Raw genomic sequence first — 23515 nt, forward strand, 5'->3', positions numbered from 1 at the left:
CGGCCGCCTACGCCAGCGAGGCGGCCGCCTCGGCCAGCTTCTCCTGCGCTGCCTCCCACCGGGCATAGAGGCTCTCCAGCTCCTCCTTGCCCGCGCGGTGGGTGTCCATCAGCGGCTTGGCGCGCGCGAAGTCGTTGTAGAGGGCGGGGTCCGCCAGCTGGGCCTCGCGCGCCTTCTGCTCGGCCTCCACCGCGGCGATGCGCTCCTCCAGCTTCGCGATTTCCTTCTTGATGGGGCCCTCCACCACGCTGCGGCGCTGGCGCGCCTCGGCCTCCATGCGCTTGCGGTCCTTCTCCGTCACCGGCCCGCCCGTGGCCACCTTGTCGCCCCGGGCCACTGCCGCCGCCGTCTCCGCGGCCTGCCGGAGCTGTGACTGGTGGTACAGGTAGTCGTCCAGGTTGCCGGGGTGCGGCGTCAGCTTGCCCTCCGCCACCTCCCAGACGTGCGTGGACAGGCCGTTGATGAAGCTGCGGTTGTGGCTGACGAACAGCAGCGTGCCGCCGTAGCCCCGCAGCGCTTCAATCAGCATCTCGGACGAGTCCAGGTCCAGGTGGTTGGTGGGCTCGTCCATCAGCAGGAAATTGGAGGGCACCAGCAGCAGCTTGGCCAGCGCCACGCGCGCGCGCTCACCACCGCTGAGCACGCCAATGGGCTTCTCCACGTCGTCGCCGCTGAAGAGGAAGGCGCCGAGCACGCCGCGCACGTAGCTCTCCGGCTTGTCCGCCGCGAGGGGCTTCACCTCCTCGAGGATGGTGTTGTGCCGGTCCAGCTTGTCCGCGTGGTGCTGCGCGTAGTAGCCGACCACCACGTTGTGCCCGAGCTTCACGGTACCGGTGTCCGGTGCCAGCTCGCCCGCCACCATCTTCAGCAGCGTCGTCTTGCCCGCGCCGTTGGCGCCCACCACGGCGATGCGCTGCCCGCGCTCCAGGCGCGCGGAGAGGCCGTCGTAGACCGTCTGCGCCCCGTACTTCTTGGTGATGTTCTCCAGCGTCACCACGTCGCGGCCGCTCCGCTCCACCTCCGGGAAGCGGAAGCGCATGGTCGACCGCTCCTCCAGGACCTGCACCTTCTCCATCTTCTCCAGCATCTTGGCGCGGCTCTGGGCCTGCCGGGCCTTGGTGGCCTTGGCGCCGAAGCGGTCGATGAAGGCCTGCAGCTCCGCGCGGCGGGCCTCCACGCGCTCGGCGCGGGCCTTGAGCAGCTCCTTCTCCTCCGCGCGCAGGCGCTTGTAGTCGTCGTAGTTGCCGGCGTACTCGCGCACGCCCTCCAGCTCCAGCGACACCACGCGGTTGATCTGCCGGTTGAGGAAGTCCTTGTCGTGGGAGATGAGGACCAGCGCCTTGTTGGAGCGGCGCATGAAGTCGTCGAACCACGCCAGCGTGGGCACGTCCAGGTGGTTGGTGGGCTCGTCCAGCAGGAGCAGGTCCGGGTCCTGGAGCAGCAGGCCGGCCAGCGCCGCGCGCATGCGCCAGCCGCCGGACAGGGCGGAGGTGGGCTTGGCCAGGTCGGCGTCCTTGAAGCCCAGGCCCTTGAGGATGCGCTCGGCGTGGTGCCGGCCGTAGCGGTTCTCGAAGTCGTCCAGCTCCGCGTGCAGGTCCGACAGGGACTGGGCCAGTTCCAGCTGGTCCTCCTCGTCGGTGGCGGCGGCCAGGGCCCCCTCGGTTTCCCGCAGGCGGGCCTCCAGGGTGTCGCGGCCGGGGACGGTGCTCATCACCGCCTCCACCACGGTGCCCTCGGGCAGGCCGGCGATTTCCTGGGGCAGGTACCCCGCCCGGGCCCGGCGGCTGTACTGGACAGTCCCTGAGTCCGGGTGAACCACCCCGGCCAGGATCTTCATCAACGAGCTCTTGCCCGTCCCGTTGGCCCCGACCAGACCTACACGGTCCCTCGGTCCCAGAGTGAAGTTGTCGTTGTCGAAGAGGACCTTCTTCCCATAGGCGAGGCAGAGGTCCTGGGCGATGACGAGGCTCATGGCGGGCGGGGATGTAACAGCCCTGGGGGCCCTCGGGAACGTCAGATATGCCTGCTCGCCCGTCATGGGGCCTGGCAGGCCCTTTCCGGAACCAACCAGGGCCTGCCTATACTCCCGGCCACATGGCTGCCCCCTGCCCCCACTGTGGAAGCACCGACGGCGTCGACCACCTCTGCTCCGGCCAGAGCCTCCAGCTCCTCGGCCAGGTGCTCGACGGTCGTTACAAGATTGAAAGCGTCCTGGGCCAGGGCGGCATGGGCATGGTGTTCCGCGCCACGCAGACGTCCGTGCAGCGTCCGGTGGCGGTGAAGACGCTCAACCCGTCGCTGGCCGCCGCACCCCAGTTCTTCGAGCGCTTCCGCCGAGAGGCGGAGATTGCCAGCCGGCTGCGCCACCCGAACGTCATCACCATCTTCGACTTCGGCCGCGCGCCGGACGGCACCTGCTACTTCGTGATGGAGCTCCTGCAGGGCGAGAGCCTCAAGGAGATGGTGAAGCGCGAGGGGCCCATGTCCCTGCGCCGCGCGATAAGCCTCATCGAGCAGGCGACGCAGGGCCTGGCGCACGCGCACGCGGAGGGCTGCGTGCACCGCGACCTCAAGCCGCACAACATCATGGTGCAGCAGCTGAGCGGCAAGGACTTCGTCAAGGTCCTGGACTTCGGCCTCGTGAAGGCGATGGAGGCCGAGGAGGAGGAGCAGCTCACCTCCACCGGGCAGGTGCTGGGCACGCCGCAGTACATGCCGCCCGAGCAGGCCGGTGGCGAGGCGGTGGACCAGCGCTCGGACCTGTACTCCATGGCGGGCGTCCTCTACTTCTGCCTCACGGGCAGCTCGCCGTACGGCGCCAACACCGTGCGCAAGGCGCTCACCGCGTCGCTCACCCAGCCGGTGCCCCCGGTCAACAGCAAGCGCCAGGGCGCCCCGGTGCCGGCCGCGCTGGATGCGTTCTTCAAGAAGGCCCTGTCCCCCGAGAAGGAGGACCGCTACCAGAACGCGCAGGAGTTCACCGACGCGATGCTGGACACCGTCGCGGACCTGTCCGCCGAGGAGCTGGACGCCATGCCCAGCGGCGGCGCCTCCTCCGGAGCCAGCGAGCGCGGCAGTGGCAGCCGGAATGGCTCGGGCAGCCGCGCCGGCCGTCCTGGCGCCAGTGGCAGCGGAGTCCGCTCCTCGCGGGTGGGCGCGCCCTCGCTGGGCCGGGGCTCCACGCCCTCCAACGTCGTCGTCGCGCGCAGCCAGGCCGCGGCGGCGGGTGGCAGTGGCTCGTCCCCGAGCCGCGTGCGTCCCGCCGTCCCTCGCGCCGCGCCGCCTCCCCCGCCCCCGCCTCCCGAGCCGGAAGGCATGTCGATGGGCAAGAAGGTGGCCCTGGTCGCGGTGCCGCTGGTGCTGCTCGGCATCGGCGCCGCGGTGGTGCTGGGGAACCAGGGTGGCGGCACGCCCGCGAAGTCCAACGTGGTGGAGGTGCCGCGCGAGCAGCCCTCCACGCCGACGACGGTGTCCGGGACGGACCCGGGAAGCCAGGCCGCCGTGGCGCGGAACATCCTGGTGACGCTCAACTCGACGCCGGCCGGGGCCTCCATCTTCGAGGGCGAGGAGATGATTGGCACCACGCCCCTCACGCTCGAGCTGCCCCGCGACAAGGTGCACGCGCTCAGCTTCCGGCTCTCCGGCCACAAGAGCGCGGAGCGGACGCTCAACTTCAAGCGCATCGCCGGCGACAGCCAGACGGTGGACGTGGAGCTGGAGCCGGTGCGTACCGCCACGCCGACCCGTCCGGCGAAGCCGGCCAAGCAGGGCGGGCAGGACATCTCGGTCTTCGAGTAGCGGCAGCGCCCCGTCTGGAGTGCGAGGCCGCGTCCCGGGTGCGGGCGACGCGGCCCCTTCGCTCACATCAGCTTCGCGAGCTTCGGGAGCACCTCACCGCTCTTGCCGGTGACGTTGTATTCGAAGCGGCCGGAGTTCTCCGCCGGGTCCAGGTTGACGAGCCACGTCTCCCCGCCCGCCTCGCGCACCCGGTCGACGATGCCCGCGGCCGGGTACACGACGCCGGAGGTGCCCGCGGCGAGGAAGACGAACCGCCCGCCCGACGTGGAGCCCCGGTAGGCGAAGCTCTCTATCTTCTTCATGTCGGCGGGGTCCAGGTACTCGCCGAACCAGACGATGTGGGGCCGGAGGATTCCACCGCACTCGCGACACCCGGGCACCGTGCCCGCCGGGTACACGGTGGTGTCCTCGAAGGGTGCGCGCTGGCACTTGCTGCACCGCGTCTTGAACAGGGTGCCGTGCATCTCCACCACGCGCTCGCTGCCCGCGCGCCGGTGCAGGCCGTCCACGTTCTGCGTGGCCAGGAGGAAGCGGTCGCCCAGGTGGCGCTCCCAGGCCGCCAGCGCCGCATGGCCGGGGTTGGGCTGGACGCTGGCGGCGGCGGCCCGGCGCTGGGAGTAGAAGCGCCACACCAGGAGCGGGTCCTTCACGAAGCCCTGGGGCGAGGCCACGTCCTCGACGGGGTGGTTCTCCCACAGTCCGTCCATTCCACGGAAGGTCGGGACTCCACTCTCGGCGGAGACTCCCGCGCCCGTGAGGACGAGCAGCCAGGTATTCGAGTCGAGGATGAGCTGCTGCATGGGGCGCCTCTCGTGCGGCGGGAAATGATTCAGGGTATTGAGTGACGGCGACATCGCCCGGGCCTGACGTCCTGGCGACGCTCACCTTCGAGGTCCCCATCATGGCGGAAGTCACCCTGGATCTGCGTGGCATGCCGAAGGCAGAGGCCTACGCTGAACTGAAGCAGCACGTCCTGGCGGTGCTGGAAGGCATCGACGACGACATCGCGGGCATGGCCACCATGAGCTGCCTGCTGCACAACGCCTTCGGCCACCTGTGGACGGGCTTCTACCGGGTGGTGACGCCGGGCAAGCTGCTGCGCGTGGGCCCCTACCAGGGCACGCTCGGGTGCCTGGAGATCCACTTCGGCAAGGGCGTGTGCGGCACGTCCGCCGCGAAGGGCGAGACGGTGGTGGTGGCCGACGTGCACGCCTTCCCCGGCCACATCACCTGCGACGGGCGCTCGGCGTCGGAAATCGTCGTGCCGGTGTTCGGGAAGAACCGCGAGCTCATCGCCGTGCTGGACATCGACTCCGAGCACAAGGGCACGTTCGACGACGTGGACCGCCGCGCGCTGGAAGACCTGATGCGCTGGTTCCAGAAGTAGCGCGGCCCACGGCAGGCGGAGCCGGGTGGCTCCGCCGCTCCCCCCCTGCGTCAGGCCCGCCGGGCGTAGGCCACGGCGAGCTGGCCGGCGTAGCGGGAGTTGTTGGTGAGCAGCGCCAGGTTGGCCTTGAGCGTCTTGCCGCCGGTGCGCTTCGCCATCTCCGCCAGGAGGAAGGGCGTGACGGCCTTGCCGCGGATGCCCTGCCGGTCCGCCTCCGCGAGCGTGGAGGCGATGTGCAGCTCCACCTCGTTGCGAGGCAGGGCCGTCTCCTCGGGCGGGGGCACGGTGTAGAGCAGCCCGCCCTGGCCGAGCGTCTCGAAGCGGGCCCGGGCGATGCGCGCGGCGGTGTCCACGTCGTCCACGCGGTGGTCCAGCTTGAGGCCGGACGTCAGGCTGTAGAAGGACGGCAGCTCGTCGGTGCCCACGCCGATGACGGGCACGCCGGCGGTCTCCAGCAGCTCCATCGTCTTGGGCAGGTCCAGCACGGACTTGGCGCCCGCGCACACCACGGCGACGGGGTAGCGGGCGAGCGCGGCGATGTCCTGGGAGATGTCCCAGTGCTCGGAGGCCCCGCGGTGCACGCCGCCGATGCCGCCGGTGGCGAAGACGCGGATGCCGGCGGCGGCGGCCAGCTCGCAGGTGGCGCTCACGGTGGTGCCCCCGGAGGCGCGGGTGGCCACGGCAACGGCCAGGTCACGGGAGCTCAGCTTGAGCAGGCGCTCCTTGCCCTCGGCGAGCCGGCGCATGGCCGTCTCTTCCAGGCCGATGCACACCTCACCGTCCACCACGGCGATGGCGGCGGGGACGGCGCCGACGCGGCGGATGGCCTCCTCGCAGGCGCGAGCGGCGGCCAGGTTGTCCGGGTAGGGCAGTCCCTGGGCCACGACGCTCGTCTCCAGGGCCACGATGGGTTGCCCGGCGTCGCGAGCGCGCCGCACCTCGTCCGAAAATCGAAGGTCCATGGGCGCGCGTTTAACCCCGGGCGGGCATGCGGACAAGCGGGGCCGTGGGGGAAACGTCGGCTTGCACGCGCCAGCTCGGCGCCCTATGCCCTGTCCCGCCGTGTCCAGCTCCACCGCCTCCGCGTCTGCCCTCCCCGCCCGCTCCTTCTCCGCGTCCGACCTGGCCATCATCGGCGTGGTCATCGTCTGGGGCACCAACTACACGGTGGTGAAGGAGGCGCTGGGCACCATCCCCCCGCTCGCCTTCATGTCGCTTCGCTTCGCCATCGCCGCACTGGCCATGGGCGCGCTGCTGTGGGCGGTGGAGGGGTGGAAGCCGATGCCCCGGAAGGTGTTCCTCAAGCTGATGGCGCTCGGCCTGGTGGGCAACACCGTCTACCAGCTCTGCTTCATCCTCGGGCTGGCGCACACGACGGCGGCGAACAGCGGACTGCTGACGGCGGTGACGCCGGTGCTGGTGGCGGCGCTGGGAGCGCTGCTGGGCGTGGAGCGGCTGACGCGGCCGCTGGTGACGGGCCTGTCCCTGGCGGTGGCGGGCATGCTGCTGGTGGTGGGCGCGCGAGGCCCGGCCATGGGCGCGGCGACGTGGCTGGGCGACGGGCTCATCCTCGGGGGCTGCCTGTGCTGGGCCATCTACACCGTCGGCATCCGCTCGGTGGGCACGGAGGTGTCCGCGCTGCGCATCACCGCGACCACGATGCTGACGGGCGCGCCTGGCGTGGTGCTCGCGGGGGTGCCGGAAGTCCTCGCGCTGGAGCCCGCGAGCATCGGGTTCAACGCCTGGGCGGGCGTGGTGTACTCGGCGCTGGTGCCGCTGGTGCTCTCGTACTTCATCTGGGGACGCACGGTGCAGAAGGTGGGGAGCAGCCGCGCGGCGCTCTACAACACCGGCATCCCCGTGGTGGCCGCCCTCACCGCCTGGGCCGTGCGCGGCGAGCAGCCCACGGTGCTCCAGGCCGTGGGCGCGGGCCTCATCCTCACGGGCGTGGTGCTCAGCCGGAGGAAGTGACGGGCGCGCTCACCCGCGCCGGCCGCGCTCCACGGCGAGGCCGTACTCTTCAATCTTCTTGTCCAGCGTGGGCCGGCTGATGCCGAGCAGCGCCGCGGCGCGGACCTTCTTCCCTCCCGCCTCGCGAAGCGCCTCGGCGATGGCGTCGCGCTCCAGCCGCGCCAGGCGCTCCTGCAGTGTCTGGGGGCTGGAGGCCGCGCCGCCCTCCTGGATTTCCGGAGGCAGGTGCAGCGCCCCCACGCGGCTCCCGGCATAGAGCAGGCCGAGCCGCTCTCCCACCAGCTCCAGCTCGCGCACGTTCTGGGGCCATGCGTAGTCCACGAGCAACCGCCGTGCCTCCGGCCCCAGCGTCGGAGGCTCCTTGCGCGCCCGCCGCGCCGCGCGGGTGGTGAAGCCCTCCAGTAAGGTGAGCACGTCCGCCCGGCGCTCCCGGAGGGGTGGCACCTCCAGCTCGAAGCCCGCGAGGCCCCGGGCGAGCGCCGTCTCCACCTCTCCCCGGGTGGCCAGCAGCGGCAGGGGCGCTGGCGCGGTGGCCAGCACCCGCACGTCCACGGGCTCCTCACCGCCCTGCCTCGCGGGAGCGGACCTCCGGGCCAGCAGCCGCGCCAGCCGCTCCGCCGTGGGACGGGGCAGTGCCTGCACCTGCTGGAGCAGCAGCGAGCCCCCATCCGCGCGCAGCAGCGCGGAAGTCACCGGCGGCTGTCCGGGCGCACTCGCCTTGCCGAACAGCGCCTCCTCCACGGGCTCCTGGGGCAGGCGGCAGTCCACGATGACCAGCGGCCCCAGCGCCCGGGGCGAGTGCGCGTGGACCAGGCGCGCCAGCATCGTCTTCCCCGTCCCGGGCTCGCCGTGAATCACCACGGGGGCCGCGCTGGCCGCCGCGCGCTTCGCGCCGTCCACCAGCGCCTTGAGGGGCCGGGACGCGCCCGCCAGCGCCAGCGAGGAGGCCTCCGCCTCCACCCGCGAGCGCACCGCGGTGTACGCCTCGCCCCCCAGCCGCCCCAGCGCGGCCAGCAGCTGGCCCTCGCCATCGGTGAAGACCGGCTCGGCGCGAGCCACGTACAGCACGCCAAAGGGCCGGCCTCCCGAGGCCACCAGGGGCGTGCACAGCATGTCGTCGGCCTGGGTCAGCTCCTTGCGCTCTAGCGCGGCCTGGGCCAGCGAATGGGGCACGGCCAGCGCCTCCCCACCCACCACGGCCGCGGTGAGCAGGCCCGCACTGCTGCCCAGCAGCGCCGCCGCCCGGTCCGCGTTGAGGGCATGGGCCACCTCGTCCGCCAGCCGCCGCAGCACCATGGCCTCGCTGGTGGCGCCCATCAGGGCAATGCCCGCCGAGTACAGCGCCGCCGCCGTCCCCACGTGCGGCAGCACCTCCTCGATGGGCACATGGCCCGCGGACGTGGGCCCTCCCTCCACCAGCGTCACCGCCGGAGGCTCGAAGAGGGCCGTCGTGGTTCCCACACGCACACGGTCCCCGGGCTGCAGCACGACCTCGCCAGAGAGCCGCTCCCCGTTGACGAGCGTCCCGTTGCGCGAGCGGAGGTCGCGAATCCGCGCCTGCCCCTCCTGGAGGGTGATCAGCGCATGCCTGCGCGAGACCTGGTCATCCTCCAGCGGGATTTCACATGACGGGCTGCGACCGATTGTCGCTTCCGTCAGCACCTCGTAGCGGCGCCCCGCGGATGGACCGGTGAGCAGCAGGAGTGCGGGCATGGGTCGCGGAGCCTAGCGTTCCGCCGGACACGGGCAAGGACTCCCGGCCCGCCCCGTCCCGCTACATGGGCCTTTCGGCGTTGAGGAGCGCACGGATTTCGTGCTCGTCCAGCGTCCTGCCCTCACGGGCAATGGCCAGCGCGTTCACCTGGGTTTCCTCCACCTCCACGTGGGCACCCTTGCGCCACTCCGTGGTGTGCACCGCGCCATCCACCAGCTTGCCGACGACGCTGCCCTCGTCCCGGGCCATGACCTCCATCCACAGGTTCTCCACCACCGTGCTGCCATCCGGGTGGGTGTCGAAGGGGGCCCGCACCAGGAAGGTGAGCGGCTCCATCAGCCCCTTGCGCTGGAAGCGCGCGAGGAAGGACGGCAGCAGCGCCTGGGCCTCGCGGCGCATGGCCTGGGTCTGCTCCTCCGGCTCCTTCTCGAAGCGCTCGCGGTACGGCGACAGCAGCTCCGAGGTGTTGTGCCGCCCGCCCGGGGACACCACGGAGAGGAACAGCCCCTCGTGACCCTCGAACGTGTCCAGCGGCACGCCCAGCAGGTTGGTGCGGGCCTCCTCGGACGGCACCAGCATGAACGTCTGCCCCTCGCTGGTGCCCACCTGCGAGCGCAGCGCCGGCCCCTGCCCGAAGGCCAGGTCCGTGCACAGCTCGTGCAGGAAGCTCTCCGCCGCCAGCAGGTCGTCCTCCGCCAGGTGGAAGATCTCCAGGTCTCGCGCGCCGAACTTCTCCATCCCGTGCGAGTGGACCCACAGGGGCGTGTCACCCTCCGTGGCCTCCACCGCGTGCAGGTGGACGTGGTCCCGGATGTCGAAGTCCAGCTCGGTGATCTCCACCACGTCGTCGGGCTCGTGCAGCTTGAAGGCGGTGACGTCCACCAGCACGCCCTTGACGTGCTCCAGCAGCGTGCGCACGGCCCACAGCGCCTCGAACACCGGCAGCGTGGGCTGCGCGCCGCCCGGCTCCACCGACAGCCGGTAGAAGGCCTTGGAGCGCCCGAGCCGCTCGAAGGCCTCCGGGCTCCCGCTGAAGACCTCCTTGGAGAAGCGCGGCAGGTTCTCCGCGCCCACCGTCAGGCGCACCAGCACCTCCGAGTCGTCGCCCTTGACCTTGAAGCCCAGGCCGTCCTCGTCCGGAGTGAACTCCACCTCGTCCGTCGCGAAGGAGGCCCGCAGCGCGTCCAGCGGCGCGGGGCCCTCCTGCTCGGTTGCCAGCAGGTAGACCTCCATCACAGGTGCTTCTCGATCTGGCGAAAGAGGTCCACGCGGTCCACCAGGTTGGTCAGATAGTCGAGCTTGTCCGTGGCCAGCACGAGCACCGGCGACAGCCGGTAGCCGTCGAACCACTCCTCATACAGGGCATTGAGGCGCTGCAGATAACGGGTGGGGATGTCCTTTTCCATGGCGCGGCCGCGCAGGCGGATGCGCTCGCGCAGCGTCTGCACGGGGCAGCGCAGGTAGATCATGAGGTCCGGGGGCCGGAGCGACTCGGAGATGGTCTCGTAGAGCTCGCAGTACGTCTTCCAGTCGCGCTTGTCGATGAGCCGCTGCCGGTGGAGGTTCTTGGCGAAGATCTCCGCGTCCTCGTAGAGGGTCCGGTCCTGCAGGACGGTGCCCGTCGTCTTCTCCAGCTCCCGGTGCAGCCGGAACTTGTGCGTCAGGAAGAAGAGCTGCGAGCGGAACGCCCACGTCTTCATGTCCTTGTAGAAGTCGGCCAGATATGGGTTCTGGTCGTTGGGCTCGAAGGACGGGGTGAGCCCGTACTTCCGGCAGAGGAAGGACGTGAGCTCCGTCTTCCCGGCGCCGATGTTGCCCGCGATGGCGATGAACTTTTTCCTGGCCACGCTACCCCTGCTTGTAATCCCGCCGAGCAGCGCATACCAGAAACAAGGTGTGGGAGGCCGTGGTAGAAGAAGTGCATGCTCCGGCATCGTCCTGCCACCCCCACGCCCGGCGCGGCCATCCTCCGGGGTGTGCCTGCCTGCCCGGCCGCCCGGGAAGGGACGTGGGTGGGGCGTGCCCGAGGGCCCGGGCGCTCGCCGGCCCGACGCGTCGCCCCCATGGAGGGGGGCTGAGGGATGCGCAAGCTCTTCTGCATGCTCGTTGCTGGGGTGTGGTCCCCGATTTCCTTTGTGCTGGCCATCCTGGCCATGGTGGTGACACTGAACCCCGCGGCCTCGGTCTGGGTGGCCCGCAGGATCTGGTCGCCGGTGCTGCTGTGGGCGGGCGGCGCGACGCTGGAAGTCATTGGCGCGGAGAACGTGGACCCGAAGCGGCCCACCATCTACGTGGGCAACCACCAGTCCACCATCGACATCCCCGCGCACTTCCTGGCCGTCCCGGTCCCCTTCCGCTACGTGGCGAAGAGCCAGCTCAAGTGGGTGCCGTTCATCGGCTGGTATCTGGCACTCGCCGGCCACGTCTTCGTCAACCGCTCCAACCGCTCCAAGGCCATCGCCTCGCTGGATGCGGCCGCGGCGAAGATTCGCGCCGGGGTCAGCATCTTCCTCTACCCGGAGGGCACCCGCTCCCCGGACGGCCGCATCCTTCCCTTCAAGAAGGGGCCCTTCGCCCTGGCCCTCAAGTCCCGCGTTCCCGTCTGCCCCGTCACCATCGAGGGCTCAGGGAACCTGATGCCCAAGTCCACCTGGAACATCACCCCGGGCCCCATCCGCGTGAAGATTGGCAAGCCCATCGACACCACGCGCTTCGCCGAGAATGACCGCGAGGGGCTCGCCCGCGCCGTGCGTGAGGTCATCATCGCCGACAGCCTGTCGATGGGCGGCAAGGGCGGCGACGTGGACGACGCCGTCGCCGACGCGGGCGTCGAGGGTGTCGGCAAGGCGCGCGTTTCCTCCTCTACCTGAGACGTCCCCACCGTGAAGACGACCCGTCACCTCCGCTTCCGTCCCTGGGTCCGCGCCGCCGTGCTCGGCCTGGGCCTGCTGGCCACCGGCTGCTCCCACACCGCGCCCGCCACCGCGAGCAACCGCCCCGCGGACACCCGCGGCAAGGCCCGCGTCGTGCTGGACGAGAATCCGCCGGAGAAGGCGGTGGAGCTGCTCCGGGCGATGCAGCTGCAGACGCCGGATGACCTGGACGTGGCGCGCGCCCTCACCGAGGCCCACGTGAAGGCGGGCCGCACGGACGCGTGGATTGCCGAGCTGCAGGGCCGCATCGCCGCCCAGGAGCGCGCGGTGGACCAGTACATGCTCGGCCTGGCCCTCTTCTCGCGGGCGCGGGACGCGGGGGCGCCCACCGTGGCCGCCTTCGAGCGCGCCATCGCCCTGGCTCCGGAGACGGCCGAGTTCCACTACCGCCTCGGCGTCGCGCGCCTGGAGTCCGAGCAGTACGCCGCCGCCGTGGAGCCCCTGCGCCGCGCCACCACGCTGGCCCCGGAGCGCACCGCCTGGCGCCTGCCGCTGGCCAAGGCGCTGCACCGCACGGGGGACGCCCCTGGCGCGGTGGCGGCCCTGGGCTCCGTGGTGCGGGGCCGCCCGAGCCCCGGCGAGGTGACGACGGCGCGGGCGCTGATGGAGCAGATTGCCGACCCCTTCGCCGGCATCCCCAAGACGGCCGAGGCGAAGCTGGAGGAGGGCCTGCGCTACCTGAACGACCTGGACGCACCCCAGCACGCCATCCTCGCCTTCGAGGAGATCCTCCACGACTACCCGGACCTGGCGGTGGTGCACGCCCTGCTGGGCCTGGCCTACCAGCGCCTGGATGACGCCGGGCGCGCGGTGGACGAGTTCAAGCAGGCCATCGAGCGGGCTCCCCGGGACGGCAAGAACCACCTGTACCTGGGCGAGCTCTACCTCTCCCGCCAGCGCCCGGACGCGGCCCGTACGGCCTTCGAGCAGGCCGTGGCGCTCCATCCGCTGCTGGACGTGGCCTGGTTCCGCCTGGGCGACCTGCACCTGGAGCGGCGTGATTTGAACGCCGCCCGCGAGGCCTTCTCCGTGGCCGTGGCGCTGACGCCGGACGCGGTGCCTCCCCGGGGCAAGCTGGCGCTCGTGTACCAGCTCGAGGGGGACTACGCCGCCGCCGAGCGCGAGCTGCGGCACGTGGTCGAAAAGGACCCGGAGAACATGGAGTTCAGCCTGCGGCTGGGGCTGCTCTTCACCGAGCAGGCAATGAAGTCTTCACGCGCCGAGACGCGGAAGACAGCGTCCGGGGAGGCAGAGCGCTGGCTGGGCAAGGTGCTGGAGGCGCAGCCGGAGAACGCAGTGGCATCCCGGGCGCTCCAGCAACTCAAGGCGCAGTAGCCACCGCCGGGTCTGGGCCTCTACACTCAGCGTCCGATGAGCGACGGTCGCAAGCCTCCGAAGACAGCGCCCCCGACCTCCGCACCGCCGAGGACGCCGACGAGCCCGGGCATGCCCCGGGCGCCGTCCAATCCCGGCACGCTCCGGGTGATGTCCGCGGCGCGCTCCGAGCCCCTGCAGAAGGAGAAGGTGGAGGGCCCCATCGGCAAACGCCTCGCGGGCGAGGCCTCCAACCACGCGCTCAACGCGTTCTCCATCCTCAAGGAGCTGGTGGCGGACTTCCGCCAGCGGGACCGCTTCTTCAAGTACAAGGCCTCCATCGTCGCCGGCTGGCTGGCGATGACGGCGGCGAGCTTCGCCATCGCCTGCCCCGGCAGCTCCGTGGAGACGGGGGACATGGACGCGCGCCTGGTGCTCAGCGACAAGCTGGACCGGCCCTCCATAACCATCTTCAACGAGAGCGACGAGGCGTGGGAGGACATCACCGTCATCGTCAACGGGCAGTACCGCGGGGCTTCGCCGTCGGTGGCGCCCGGCGAGTTCATGACGATTACGCCCAAGCAGCTGATGGGCAGCAGCGGCGCCGCGCCGGCGGACCTGCGCTTCAACACGCTCGAGCTGCGCACACGCAGCGACAGCGCGGACCTCACCGAGCACCTCAAGGTGGAGTGGGAGCGTCTGCGCGGGCCGAAGCGCTAGCACCCCGTAGAAACACGAAGGGCGCCCTTCCTGGTGGGAAGAGCGCCCTCGCGTTGCCTCCGGCCCCTCCTCACGGAGGGGCGCGGAAAGCGGAACGGCTACTCAGCCTTCGTGGCGTCCGAGGCCGCGGCATCGCTGCCCTCGCCCTCGGTCTCGACGGGCGCGGCCTGCGTCGCGGGCCGGTCCACCAGCTCCAGCAGGGCCATCTCCGCGGCGTCACCGCGGCGGAAGCCCAGACGGATCAGGCGGGTGTAGCCACCGGGACGGGTCGCGTACCGGTCCTTGTACTCGCTGAAGACCTTCTGCAGCACGTCGCGGTCCTTCACCGTACGGGCCGCCAGACGCACGTTGGACAGGCCACCCTTCTTGCCGAGCGTGATGATGCGCTCCGCAATCTTCCGAGCCTCCTTCGCCTTCGGCACGGTGGTGCGGATGGCCTGGTGCTCGAGCAGCGAGGTGACCATGTTGTTGAGCATCGCGAGCCGGTGGCTCGTGCTGCGGTGAAGCTTCCTCTGTCCGACCTTATGACGCATCGTCGTGCTCCGGGCCCTCGTCGGGGCCCAACCACTCCGGCCGTATCAGGTACCGGGTGGGAAGGGCGGACCCGGCACGGGGCCCGCCACTGCCATTCGGGCCTGGAAGACGTCCCAGGCCCCCTCCCCTCACGCCGCTGACCGCCGTACCCGCGGACGCGTGGGGAGGTACTGCGAAACGACAGCTACGCCTTCGGCTGCGCGGGCGCGGGCGCCTGCTTCGGCGGCCAGTTCTCCAGCTTCATGCCCAGCGACAGGCCCATCTCCGCGAGGATCTCCTTGATCTCCTTCAGGGACTTGCGGCCGAAGTTCTTCGTCTTGAGCATCTCGGCCTCGGTGCGCTGCACCAGGTCGCCGATGCTCTTGATGTTCGCCTGCTGCAGGCAGTTGGCGGAACGGACCGACAGCTCCAGCTCGTCCACCGAGCGGAACAGGTTCTCGTTGAGCTTCGCCTCTTCCTTCGGCGCCTCGGCGACGACGGGCTCCTCCGTCTCGTCGAAGTTCACGAAGACGGTGAGCTGCTCCTTGATGATCTTCGCCGCGTACGCCACCGCGTCCTGGGGCGACACCGAGCCGTCCGTCCACACCTCGAGCGACAGCTTGTCGAAGTCGGTGACCTGGCCGACGCGCGCGTTGGTGACCTGGTAGTTCACCTTGCGGATGGGCGAGAACAGCGAGTCGATGGGGATGGTGCCGATGGGCGCACCCGCCACCTTGTTGGAGTTGGCCGGCGTGTAGCCACGGCCGCGGCGGCACGTCAGCTCCATGCGGAGCTTGCCGCCCTCGGAGATGGTGCAGATGTGGTGGCCCGGGTTGAGGATCTCCGTGTCCGGGTCGGTGATGATGTCACCGGCCTTGACCTCCTTGGGACCCTCCGCCTCGATGCGCAGCGTCTTCGTCTCGTTGGTGTGCATCCGAAGGAGGACTTCCTTCAGGTTCAGCACCACGTCCGTGACGTCCTCGGACACCTCGGGGATGGTCGTGAACTCGTGGTCCACGCCCTCGATCTTCACGGCGGTGATGGCCGCGCCCTGCAGCGAGGACAGGAGCACCCGGCGCAGCGAGTTGCCCAGCGTCGTCCCGAAGCCCCGCTCCAGCGGCTCGGCGACGAACTTGCCGTACGTCGGCGTCAGGCTGTCCTGGTCCACTTCCATGCGGCGCGGCTTGATGAGGTCACGCCAGTTCTTCGCAACGAACGTATCAGCCATGGTGTACGACTCCTCGTGACATGCGCCACCACCGACTTACCCACCAGGCTGGCGGGAGGATGGGCACGTGGGGACTGCCACTGCGACTGCGATAAAGCACGACGCCCCGGCCTCGTCGGCCAGGGCGTCCACTGCCACGTCCAAGCCCTGTGGGGCCGGCGCGGAGGCTACTTGGAGTAGAGCTCCACGATGAGCTGCTCCTGGATGGGCATGGTCAGGTCCTCGCGGTTCGGCGGGGTCGTGACGGTGCCCTTGAACGCCTTCTTGTCCAGGGAGATCCACTGCGGAACGCCACGGCGGTCCACCGTCTCCAGCGCCTCGGAGATGCGGAGCACCTTGCGGCTCTTCTCCACCACCTCCACCGCGCTGCCCGGCTTCACGGAGAAGGAGGGGATGTTCACCTTGCGGCCGTTCACCTGGAAGTGACCGTGGCGGACCAGCTGGCGCGCCTCGTTGCGCGTGTCCGCGAAGCCCATGCGGAACACCACGTTGTCCAGGCGGAGCTCCAGCTGCTGCAGGAGGTTCTCACCCGTCTTGCCCTTGGCGGCGGAGGCGCGGTGGTAGTAGCCGCGGAACTGGTTCTCCAGCAGGCCGTACATGCGCTTGACCTTCTGCTTCTCGCGCAGCTGCACGCCGTAGCCGGAGAACTTCACGCGACCCTGGCCGTGCTGGCCCGGGGGATAGGGGCGGCGCTCGATGGCGCACTTGTCCGTGTAGCAACGGTCGCCCTTGAGGTACATCTTCAGGTTTTCGCGCCGGCAGATGCGGCAGGCGCTGGCGGTGTAACGAGCCATTGACAGGTCCTTGAGGTGATCTGGAGCCGCCCCCACACCATGGCGGGAGGGCGGCCCGGACGAAGAGGTTAGACGCGGCGGCGCTTGGGCTGACGGCACCCGTTGTGCGGGATGGGCGTCACGTCGCGGATGAGGTTGATCTTCAGACCGGCGGCGGCCAGCGCGCGCAGCGCCGACTCGCGGCCCGCGCCCGGGCCCTTCACGAACACGGACACGTTCTTCAGGCCGTGCTCCATCGCCTTCGCCGCGGCATCACCCGCGGCCACCTGCGCCGCGAACGGCGTGGACTTGCGACTTCCCTTGAAGCCACGCGCCCCGGCCGACGACCAGGAGATCACGTTCCCGGAGATGTCCGTGATCGTGATGATGGTGTTGTTGAACGTGGACTGGATGTGGACCACGCCATTGAGGATGTTCTTCTTGCCCTTGCGCTTGGCCTTCTTCGCGGCAGGGGCTTCGGCACCCTCGGCGCCCGCGGGCGCCGCAGCCGAAGTATTGGTCTCGTCAGCCATGTGCGTTGCTGCTCCTGAGAGGAGGTGATCGACGCCGGCACCTTACGGGCCGGCGCTGCGGTTTACCGGGCCGGAGCGGCAGGCTTCGCCCGGACGATGCCACGCTTCGGACCCTTGCGGGTACGCGCGTTCGTATGGGTCCGCTGGCCACGCACCGGCAGGCCCTTGCGGTGACGGAGGCCGCGGTAGCAGCCCAGGTCCATCAGACGCTTGATGTTCATGGTGACCTCGCGACGCAGGTCACCCTCCACCTTGTAGCTGGCCTCGATGATCTCGCGGATCTTGCGGGCCTGCTCCTCGGTGAGGTCCTTGGTCCGCGTGGTGGGATCGATGCCCGCCGCGGCGATGATGTCTTGGGCGGACTTGTTGCCGATCCCGTAGATGTACTGGAGCGAGATCACCGCCCGCTTGTTGGGCGGCAGGTCGATGCCGGCGATACGAGCCATCTTCGATCTTCCTTACTTGAGTGGAGTTGGTCTGGAGCCAACGGCCGTCTGGCCGCTAGCCCTGGCGCTGCTTGTGACGCGGGTTGGAAGCGCAGATGACGCGCACGATACCCTTGCGACGAACGACCTTGCACTTGTCGCAGATCTTCTTGACGGACGCCCGAACCTTCATGGGAGCGAACTTCCTTCCTCAGCTAAAGAAATGCCCATCGGGCAGCCCGCCATTCCCCGGCGGGGCGCCCGGTCTACTTCGCCCGGTACGTGATCCGTCCGCGCGTCAGGTCGTAGGGAGACAGCTCGACCTTCACCTTGTCACCCGGGAGGATGCGGATGAAGTGCATCCTCATCTTGCCCGAAATGTGCGCGAGCACCTTGTGGCCGTTGTCCAGCACCACGCGGAACATCGCGTTGGGGAGGGGCTCCATCACGGTCCCCTCGACTTCGATGGAATCATCCTTCGGCAAGCGGCAGACTCTCTTCCCGGACCACGAACCTCTTGGAAGCGCGGCGGGATAGCACTTTGGTCCGCAAGTGGCAAGCGCCGCGCGATCTAAAACTTGGATTCCTACCAACCCCTCATAACAACACGCTATTTCACCCGCAGTCACGGCGGCCTTCAAGCCCTCCGGGTGAGCACCTCGGGGCCATGGTCCGTGATGAGGACGGTGTGCTCGAAGTGGGCGGAGAGCTTGCCGTCCATCGTCACCGCCGTCCAGTCATCCTCGAGGATGGCCACCTCGTCGCTCCCCTGGTTCACCATGGGCTCCACCGCCAGGACCATCCCCGCCCTCAGCTTCATGCCCGAGCCTGGCTGCCCGTGGTTCGGCACCGAGGGCTGCTCGTGCAGCTTGCGGCCAATCCCATGGCCGGTGAAGCCCCGGGCGACCGAGTAGCCCCGCGCCTCCACGTGATGCTGCACCGCGTGGCCGATATCCCCCAGCCGGTTGCCCGGCCGCATGGCCTGGATGCCCTTGTGAAGCGCCTCCCGCGTGGCCTCCAGCAGCGCCCGGGCCTCGGCGCTCACCTTCCCCACCGGCACCGTCCTCGCCGCGTCCCCGAACCACCCGCGGTACACCACCCCGAAGTCGAGCTTCATCAGGTCGCCTTCGGCCAGTTTCCGCCGCTTGCTGGGGATGCCGTGCACCACCTCCTCGTTGACGGAGGCGCACAGCACGCAGGGGAAGCCCAGATACCCCTTGAAGGCCGGCCGCGCGCCCTTCTCGGCCGTGAGCTTCGCGGCCAGGGCGTCCAACTCCCAGGTCGTGACGCCCGGCGCCACGGCCGCCTCGAGCGCGTCCAGGACCTCACAGACGATTCGCCCCGCCTGCCGCATCAGGGCAATCTCGTCCCGGCTCTTGAGTTCCACGGCCATGGGTGTCCCGGGCCCACCCGGGCCCCGGAAGAAGGGGTGGCCAGCAGGAGGGAGCGCCGCAAGCGCCCCCTCCCCGTCCGCCTGCCCGGGTTCCGCTCAGCCCTTCCCGGCCGCGGCCTTGATTTCCTCGTAGATGCCCTCGGGCGAGCCGACGCCATCCACGCTCTTGAGCACGCCCTTCTTCGCGTAGAAGTCCTTCAGCGGCGCCGTTTCGGCGTCGTACTTCTGAAGGCGCCTCTCGATGACCTCGGGCATGTCGTCCGGCCGCTGGACGAGCCCCGTGTTGCACTTGTCGCAGTAGCCCGCCCGCTTCGGGGGGCTCTGGTACACGTGGTACACGCTGCCGTCCGTCGGGCACACGCGCCGGCCCGAGCCGCGCTCCACCAGCTTCGCGTGCGGCACCTCCAGGGAGATGACCGCGTCGAGCTGCTTGCCCAGCCGCGCCAGCATCTTGTCCAGCGCATCCGCCTGGCCGGGCGTCCGGGGGAAGCCATCCAGCACGAAGCCCTTGGCCACGTCCGGCTGCTTCAGGCGCTCCTCGACGATGCCGATGACAACCTCGTCGGGCACGTACTGGCCCGAGGCCATCAGCGGACCCGCGACCTTCCCCAGCTCCGTTCCATCCGCGACCGCCTTGCGGAGGATGTCACCGGTGGAGATCTGCGGGATCTGGAAGTCCGCATACAGCTTCTTCGCCTGCGTGCCCTTCCCCGCGTTCGGCGGCCCCAACAGGATCAGGTTCATGTGCTCCTCTCAGCTCCGAAGGAAGGCACAGAGGTCATCGGACACAAACCTCCGAGCGCCCCCCGTGTGCACCACCGAATAACCCCAGAACGACATTACCCTGGAACGACGAGGCGCCCCTCCCCGCGACGGGGAGAGGCGCCCGGATGATACGAGCGGTGACTCAGGCCGCCACGCGCACCCGGCCGCGGATGCGCGGGCCGCGCGGACCGGCGAAGCCCTCGTAGTTGCGGCTGATGAGGTGGCCCTCGATCTGCTGCACCGTGTCCAGCGCCACGCCCACGACAATCAGCAGCGCCGTGCCGCCGAAGGTGAAGTTCACCCCCAGCAGGCCGCTGATGATGGACGGAATCACGCAGATGACGGCCAGGTAGATGGCGCCGCCGAACGTGAGCCGGTTGAGCACGCGCTCGATGTACTCCGCCGTCTGGCGGCCCGGGCGGATGCCGGGGATGTAGCCACCCTGCTTCTTGATGTTGTCCGCCACGTCATCCGGCCGGAACGTCAGCGCCGTGTAGAAGTACGCGAAGAAGATGACCATCAGGACGAACAGCCCGTTGTAGATCCACAGGTTGCCCTCGATGGCGCGCTGGAAGTCCTGGAGGAACGGGAACCAGGTGCCCAGCGTCGCGGGGAAGGACAGGACCGCGCCGGCGAAGATGGGCGGAATCACGCCCGAGGTGTTCACCTTCATCGGGAAGTACGTCGCCTGGCCCGCGAACATCCGCCGCCCGGCCATCCGCTTGGCGTACTGGATGGGGATGCGCCGCATGCCCCGCTCCACGTAGACCACCGCGCCGATGATGAGGAGCATGAACACCAGCAGGGCCAGCACCTCGGCCACTGCGATGACCTCCTGACGGGTCAGGTCCAGCAGCGTCTTGGCACCCGGCAGCACTCCGGCCACGATGCCCGCGAAGATGATGAGCGAGATGCCGTTGCCGATGCCGCGCTCGGTGATGCGCTCACCCAGCCACATGATGAAGGCCGTGCCGGCCGTGAGGCTGATGACCGTCATGAAGGTGAACCAGGCGCTGTCGTCCGGGACGACCACCTGGTTGAAGCCGCTCTGGCCCCCGTCGGAGCGGCCGAGCGAGGCCAGCCACCGGGAGATGCCGATGCCCTGGACGACGGACAGGACGATGGTGCCGTAGCGCGTGTACTGGTTGATCTTCTGCCGTCCGCCGGCGCCCTCCTTCTGGAGGCGCTCGAGGCTGGGCACGACCACGGCCAGCAGCTGCATGATGATGGAGGCGCTGACGTACGGCATGATGCCCAGACCGAAGATGGACATCTGCTCCAGCGCGCCGCCGGAGAAGAGGTTGAACAGCGACACGAGGCCGCCCGATTGCTTCTGGGCGTCCATGAACGCGTTCATCGCCGCACGGTCCACACCGGGCGTGTTGATGAAGATGCCGATGCGATAGACGGCGAGCAGCAGGAGCGTGTACGCAAGACGGCTGCGCAGCTCCGCGATACGGAAGACGTTGGCGAAGGCGTTCAGAGCCACGGGGTAGCCATCCTCTTCGTGAGGGTTCTGCCAGGACGACAAAACGCCCCTGTTCCACGGACGGGAAAGGGGCGCAGAAGCCTACACAAGCGAAATGGCGCGCACCACCATCAAGTGATGCGCGCCGGACACGCTCAGGCCTTGGGCTGCCGGGGCGCCTTGACGCCCTTGCCGGCGTGCGCCTTGGCGGCCGCTTCCGGCTTGTGGGCCATCAGCGGGAGCTCTTCCACCGCGCCACCCGCCTGCTGGACGGCCGACTTCGCCGCCTCGGAGGCCTTGTGGACGCGGATGGTGACCTTCTTCGTCAGCCCGCCCTGCGCCAGCAGCTTCACGCCGTGGTAACGGCCCTTCACCAGGCCCGCCTGCTTCAGCGTCGCCTCGTCCACCGTGGCGCCCGCGTCGAAGTGCTGCTCGACGTCGGCCAGGTTCACCACCGCGTAGATGGTGCGGTTGGGCGAGTTGAAGCCGAACTTCGGGAGCCGGCGCTGCAGGGGGCTCTGGCCGCCCTCGAAGCCCTCGAACCGCATGTTGCCGGAACGAGCCTTCTGGCCCTTGCCACCGCGGCCGGCCGTCTTGCCCAGGCCGCTGCCCTGGCCGCGGCCCACGCGCTTCTTGCGGTGCCACGAGCGCGACGGACGCTTCAGATTGTTCAGAGTGCTCATCGTCTCAGTCCTCTCGTGACTCAGGCCTTCGACTGCTTGGCCTGGTACGCGCGCGCCCGTTCCTTCAGAGCGACCTTGCGCGGCTTGCGACGCTTCGGCGCCGGAGCCTCGCCGGAAACCGTCTCCAGGGTGACCAGATGCTTCACCTTGAACACCATGCCGCGCACCGCCGGCGTGTCCTTCAGGAGCCGCTCCTCACCAAACTTCTTCAGGCCCAGCCCGCGGATGGTGTCCAGCATCTCGCCGGACGCACCCGAAAAGCTCTTGACCAGCTTCACCTTGAGCGCCATGGACTAGCCCCTCTGCTCGCCGGCCAGCTTGGCCGCTTCGACGTCCTTGCCACGCAGGCGCGACACCTGCTCCGCGCTGCGCAGCATCTTCAGGCCCGCGACCGTCGCCTTCAGCACGTTGTGCGGATTGCGCGACCCCTGGCTCTTGGTCAGGATGTTGCGGATGCCCGCCGCCTCCAGCACCGCGCGAACCGCGCCGCCGGCGATGACGCCCGTACCCTGGCTGGCCGGCTTCAGGAGCACCCACCCGGCGCCGAAGTGCCCGAGCACCTCATGCGGGATGGTGTGACCCATCAGGGGCACCCGGAACAGGTTCTTCTTCGCGTTCTCGCCACCCTTGCGGATGGCCTCGGGGACCTCGTTGGCCTTGCCCAGGCCGACGCCCACGTGTCCGGCGCCGTCCCCCACCACCACCAGGGCGGCGAACGAGAAACGACGGCCGCCCTTCACGACCTTGGCCACGCGGTTGATGTTCACCACGCGGTCGGTGAGGTCCAGATCGTTCGGATTGATCGGAGTTGCCACTTGGGGGATTCCTTTCGAATTCTTAGAACTTCAGCCCGGCCTCGCGCGCGGCGTCGGCCACGGCGGCGATGCGCCCGTGATAGGGGAAGCCGTTGCGGTCGAACACCACCGCCTCGACGTTGGCGGCCTTGCACTTCTGCGCAATCAGGGTGCCCACCCGCTTCGCATCCGCCTTCTTGTCGCCCTCGTCCTGACCCTTCAGGTCCTTGGACAGCGACGAAGCGTACGCGAGCGTGCGGCCCGTGGAGTCGTCCACCACCTGGGCGTAGATGTGCTTGAGGCTCTTGTAGACCGTGAGCCGCGGCCGTTCGGTCGTCCCGGACAGCTTCTTGCGGATGCGGTTCTTCCTCTTGAGGCGCTGATCGATCTTCGTAGGCATGGCTGCTTCCTTTTCCGTCCGGCGGCGATGCGGCCTTCCGCCACCGGATGATGCCGCCAGGCCCCGAGGGCCCGGCGAATTTTGGAACACTCAGGACAGCCGGGACGACTAGGTCGTACCGGTCTTGCCCTCCTTGCGGCGGATGCGCTCCTCGGAGTACTTGATGCCCTTGCCCTTGTAGGGCTCGGGCGGACGCAGCGAGCGGATGTTCACCGCCGTGGCGCCCAGCACTTCCTTGTCCGCGGAGCGGAGCGTCAGACCCACCGTGGGAAGGCTGTCCTCGGTACGGGGCGCCTTGTCGACCTCGGCCGTCACACCCTCGGGGAGGTTGAAGACCACCGGGTGCGAGTAGCCCAGCGAGAAGTGGATGGCCTTGCCCTTCACCTCGGCGCGGAAACCGACGCCACGGATGTCCAGCTTCTTCTCGAAGCCCGTGGACACGCCCTTGGCGGCGTTCGCGAGGATGGTGCGGGTCAGGCCGTGCAGGCTGCGCGCCTCGCGGGAGTCATCCTCGCGCAGCACGTTCACCTGGCCGTCCTTGACCTCCACCTTGACCTTGGCGGGAAGCTTCACCGACAGCTTGCCCTTGGGGCCCTCGAAGTTCACCTGCTGGCCGGCGACGACGGCCTTCGTCTTGTCGCCGAGCTTGATCGCCAGTTTTCCAATCCGACTCATGGTTGCCTCGGTCCTGTCTGCCCGGGGG

Annotated in this window: 27 protein-coding genes; 6 read left to right on the plus strand and 21 right to left on the minus strand. The window is 69.5% G+C overall.

Features of this window, described 5'->3' with window-relative positions; translation table 11 throughout:
- Window positions 1-7: 7 nt before the first annotated feature.
- The gene (locus LXT23_RS45445; protein ID WP_253986785.1) at window positions 8-1972 is read right to left on the minus strand and encodes an ABC-F family ATP-binding cassette domain-containing protein; all 1965 of its coding nucleotides are present in this window, start codon (window positions 1970-1972) and stop codon (window positions 8-10) included.
- A 254-nt stretch (window positions 1973-2226) separates the two neighbouring features.
- On the opposite strand from LXT23_RS45445, the gene LXT23_RS45450 reads away from it, so the two are divergent.
- Window positions 2227-3798 carry a protein kinase domain-containing protein gene (locus tag LXT23_RS45450; protein ID WP_253986816.1) on the plus strand — a complete coding sequence of 524 codons (1572 nt, stop codon included), beginning with the start codon at window positions 2227-2229 and terminating at the stop codon, window positions 3796-3798.
- Window positions 3799-3860: 62 nt separating this feature from the next.
- On the opposite strand, the gene LXT23_RS45455 is transcribed toward LXT23_RS45450, so the two are convergent.
- A complete protein-coding gene (locus LXT23_RS45455) occupies window positions 3861-4598 on the minus strand; it encodes an NAD-dependent deacylase (protein ID WP_253986786.1) in 738 nt (245 codons plus the stop codon).
- Window positions 4599-4699: 101 nt separating this feature from the next.
- On the opposite strand from LXT23_RS45455, the gene LXT23_RS45460 reads away from it, so the two are divergent.
- Window positions 4700-5185: a GAF domain-containing protein gene (locus LXT23_RS45460; RefSeq protein ID WP_253986817.1), complete on the plus strand. Its 486-nt coding sequence runs from the start codon at window positions 4700-4702 to the stop codon at window positions 5183-5185.
- Window positions 5186-5235: 50 nt separating this feature from the next.
- Here LXT23_RS45460 and LXT23_RS45465 read toward each other — a convergent pair whose 3' ends face one another.
- Entirely contained in the window at window positions 5236-6147 is a 912-nt protein-coding gene (locus tag LXT23_RS45465; protein ID WP_253986787.1) for a pseudouridine-5'-phosphate glycosidase, read from the minus strand.
- Between the two features lie 85 nt (window positions 6148-6232).
- On the opposite strand from LXT23_RS45465, the gene LXT23_RS45470 reads away from it, so the two are divergent.
- The gene (locus LXT23_RS45470; RefSeq protein ID WP_253986788.1) at window positions 6233-7156 is read left to right on the plus strand and encodes a DMT family transporter; all 924 of its coding nucleotides are present in this window, start codon (window positions 6233-6235) and stop codon (window positions 7154-7156) included.
- A 9-nt stretch (window positions 7157-7165) separates the two neighbouring features.
- Here the strand turns inward: LXT23_RS45470 and LXT23_RS45475 are convergent, their stop codons facing one another.
- The 3 genes from LXT23_RS45475 to LXT23_RS45485 all read right to left on the minus strand — a co-directional run bounded on the left by LXT23_RS45475 (window position 7166) and on the right by LXT23_RS45485 (window position 10717).
- A complete protein-coding gene (locus LXT23_RS45475) occupies window positions 7166-8869 on the minus strand; it encodes an FHA domain-containing protein (RefSeq protein WP_253986789.1) in 1704 nt (567 codons plus the stop codon).
- Window positions 8870-8930: 61 nt separating this feature from the next.
- Complete coding sequence (locus LXT23_RS45480; RefSeq protein ID WP_256561811.1) at window positions 8931-10103, minus strand: DUF2314 domain-containing protein; 1173 nt, start codon at window positions 10101-10103, stop codon at window positions 8931-8933.
- The gene (locus tag LXT23_RS45485; RefSeq protein WP_253986791.1) at window positions 10103-10717 is read right to left on the minus strand and encodes a deoxynucleoside kinase; all 615 of its coding nucleotides are present in this window, start codon (window positions 10715-10717) and stop codon (window positions 10103-10105) included. The genes LXT23_RS45480 and LXT23_RS45485 overlap by 1 nt, the downstream gene beginning before the upstream one ends.
- A 234-nt stretch (window positions 10718-10951) precedes the next feature.
- Here LXT23_RS45485 and LXT23_RS45490 point away from each other — a divergent pair, with 234 nt between their 5' ends.
- The 3 genes from LXT23_RS45490 (at window position 10952) to LXT23_RS45500 (ending at window position 13837) form a co-directional block, all read left to right on the plus strand.
- Entirely contained in the window at window positions 10952-11740 is a 789-nt protein-coding gene (locus LXT23_RS45490) for a lysophospholipid acyltransferase family protein (RefSeq protein ID WP_253986792.1), read from the plus strand.
- A 12-nt stretch (window positions 11741-11752) separates the two neighbouring features.
- Complete coding sequence (locus tag LXT23_RS45495) at window positions 11753-13138, plus strand: tetratricopeptide repeat protein (RefSeq protein WP_253986793.1); 1386 nt, start codon at window positions 11753-11755, stop codon at window positions 13136-13138.
- A gap of 111 nt (window positions 13139-13249) precedes the next feature.
- Window positions 13250-13837 (plus strand): hypothetical protein, encoded by a 588-nt coding sequence (locus LXT23_RS45500; RefSeq protein ID WP_253986794.1) that lies wholly within the window; start codon window positions 13250-13252, stop codon window positions 13835-13837.
- A gap of 98 nt (window positions 13838-13935) precedes the next feature.
- Here the strand turns inward: LXT23_RS45500 and rplQ are convergent, their stop codons facing one another.
- The 15 genes from rplQ to rplF all read right to left on the minus strand — a co-directional run bounded on the left by rplQ (window position 13936) and on the right by rplF (window position 23487).
- On the minus strand, window positions 13936-14370 hold the full coding sequence (gene rplQ, locus LXT23_RS45505) for a 50S ribosomal protein L17 (protein ID WP_253986795.1): 435 nt from the start codon (window positions 14368-14370) through the stop codon (window positions 13936-13938).
- 185 nt (window positions 14371-14555) lie between these two features.
- Window positions 14556-15578, minus strand: coding sequence for a DNA-directed RNA polymerase subunit alpha (locus LXT23_RS45510; RefSeq protein ID WP_253986796.1), 1023 nt, complete (start codon window positions 15576-15578; stop codon window positions 14556-14558).
- A gap of 167 nt (window positions 15579-15745) precedes the next feature.
- Window positions 15746-16372: a 30S ribosomal protein S4 gene (gene rpsD / locus LXT23_RS45515; RefSeq protein WP_253986797.1), complete on the minus strand. Its 627-nt coding sequence runs from the start codon at window positions 16370-16372 to the stop codon at window positions 15746-15748.
- A gap of 68 nt (window positions 16373-16440) precedes the next feature.
- Complete coding sequence (rpsK, locus tag LXT23_RS45520; protein ID WP_163989290.1) at window positions 16441-16884, minus strand: 30S ribosomal protein S11; 444 nt, start codon at window positions 16882-16884, stop codon at window positions 16441-16443.
- Window positions 16885-16946: 62 nt separating this feature from the next.
- Window positions 16947-17330, minus strand: coding sequence for a 30S ribosomal protein S13 (gene rpsM, locus LXT23_RS45525; RefSeq protein WP_011553358.1), 384 nt, complete (start codon window positions 17328-17330; stop codon window positions 16947-16949).
- A 55-nt stretch (window positions 17331-17385) separates the two neighbouring features.
- Window positions 17386-17502: a 50S ribosomal protein L36 gene (rpmJ, locus tag LXT23_RS45530; protein WP_002633586.1), complete on the minus strand. Its 117-nt coding sequence runs from the start codon at window positions 17500-17502 to the stop codon at window positions 17386-17388.
- A 73-nt stretch (window positions 17503-17575) separates the two neighbouring features.
- Entirely contained in the window at window positions 17576-17794 is a 219-nt protein-coding gene (gene infA / locus LXT23_RS45535) for a translation initiation factor IF-1 (protein WP_002614803.1), read from the minus strand.
- Window positions 17795-17946: 152 nt separating this feature from the next.
- Window positions 17947-18702 carry a type I methionyl aminopeptidase gene (map, locus tag LXT23_RS45540; protein WP_253986798.1) on the minus strand — a complete coding sequence of 252 codons (756 nt, stop codon included), beginning with the start codon at window positions 18700-18702 and terminating at the stop codon, window positions 17947-17949.
- Window positions 18703-18798: 96 nt separating this feature from the next.
- On the minus strand, window positions 18799-19446 hold the full coding sequence (locus tag LXT23_RS45545) for an adenylate kinase (RefSeq protein WP_253986799.1): 648 nt from the start codon (window positions 19444-19446) through the stop codon (window positions 18799-18801).
- Between the two features lie 163 nt (window positions 19447-19609).
- Complete coding sequence (gene secY, locus LXT23_RS45550; protein ID WP_253986800.1) at window positions 19610-20956, minus strand: preprotein translocase subunit SecY; 1347 nt, start codon at window positions 20954-20956, stop codon at window positions 19610-19612.
- Between the two features lie 134 nt (window positions 20957-21090).
- Window positions 21091-21618: a 50S ribosomal protein L15 gene (gene rplO, locus LXT23_RS45555; protein WP_253986801.1), complete on the minus strand. Its 528-nt coding sequence runs from the start codon at window positions 21616-21618 to the stop codon at window positions 21091-21093.
- Window positions 21619-21638: 20 nt separating this feature from the next.
- The gene (rpmD, locus tag LXT23_RS45560; protein ID WP_253986802.1) at window positions 21639-21908 is read right to left on the minus strand and encodes a 50S ribosomal protein L30; all 270 of its coding nucleotides are present in this window, start codon (window positions 21906-21908) and stop codon (window positions 21639-21641) included.
- 3 nt (window positions 21909-21911) lie between these two features.
- Window positions 21912-22433 carry a 30S ribosomal protein S5 gene (gene rpsE, locus LXT23_RS45565; RefSeq protein WP_253986803.1) on the minus strand — a complete coding sequence of 174 codons (522 nt, stop codon included), beginning with the start codon at window positions 22431-22433 and terminating at the stop codon, window positions 21912-21914.
- Window positions 22434-22455: 22 nt separating this feature from the next.
- Window positions 22456-22812 (minus strand): 50S ribosomal protein L18, encoded by a 357-nt coding sequence (gene rplR / locus LXT23_RS45570; protein ID WP_253986804.1) that lies wholly within the window; start codon window positions 22810-22812, stop codon window positions 22456-22458.
- Window positions 22813-22920: 108 nt separating this feature from the next.
- A complete protein-coding gene (gene rplF, locus LXT23_RS45575; RefSeq protein WP_253986805.1) occupies window positions 22921-23487 on the minus strand; it encodes a 50S ribosomal protein L6 in 567 nt (188 codons plus the stop codon).
- Window positions 23488-23515: the final 28 nt, after the last annotated feature.

Source organism: Pyxidicoccus xibeiensis, from assembly GCF_024198175.1.
Lineage (GTDB): Bacteria > Myxococcota > Myxococcia > Myxococcales > Myxococcaceae > Myxococcus > Myxococcus xibeiensis.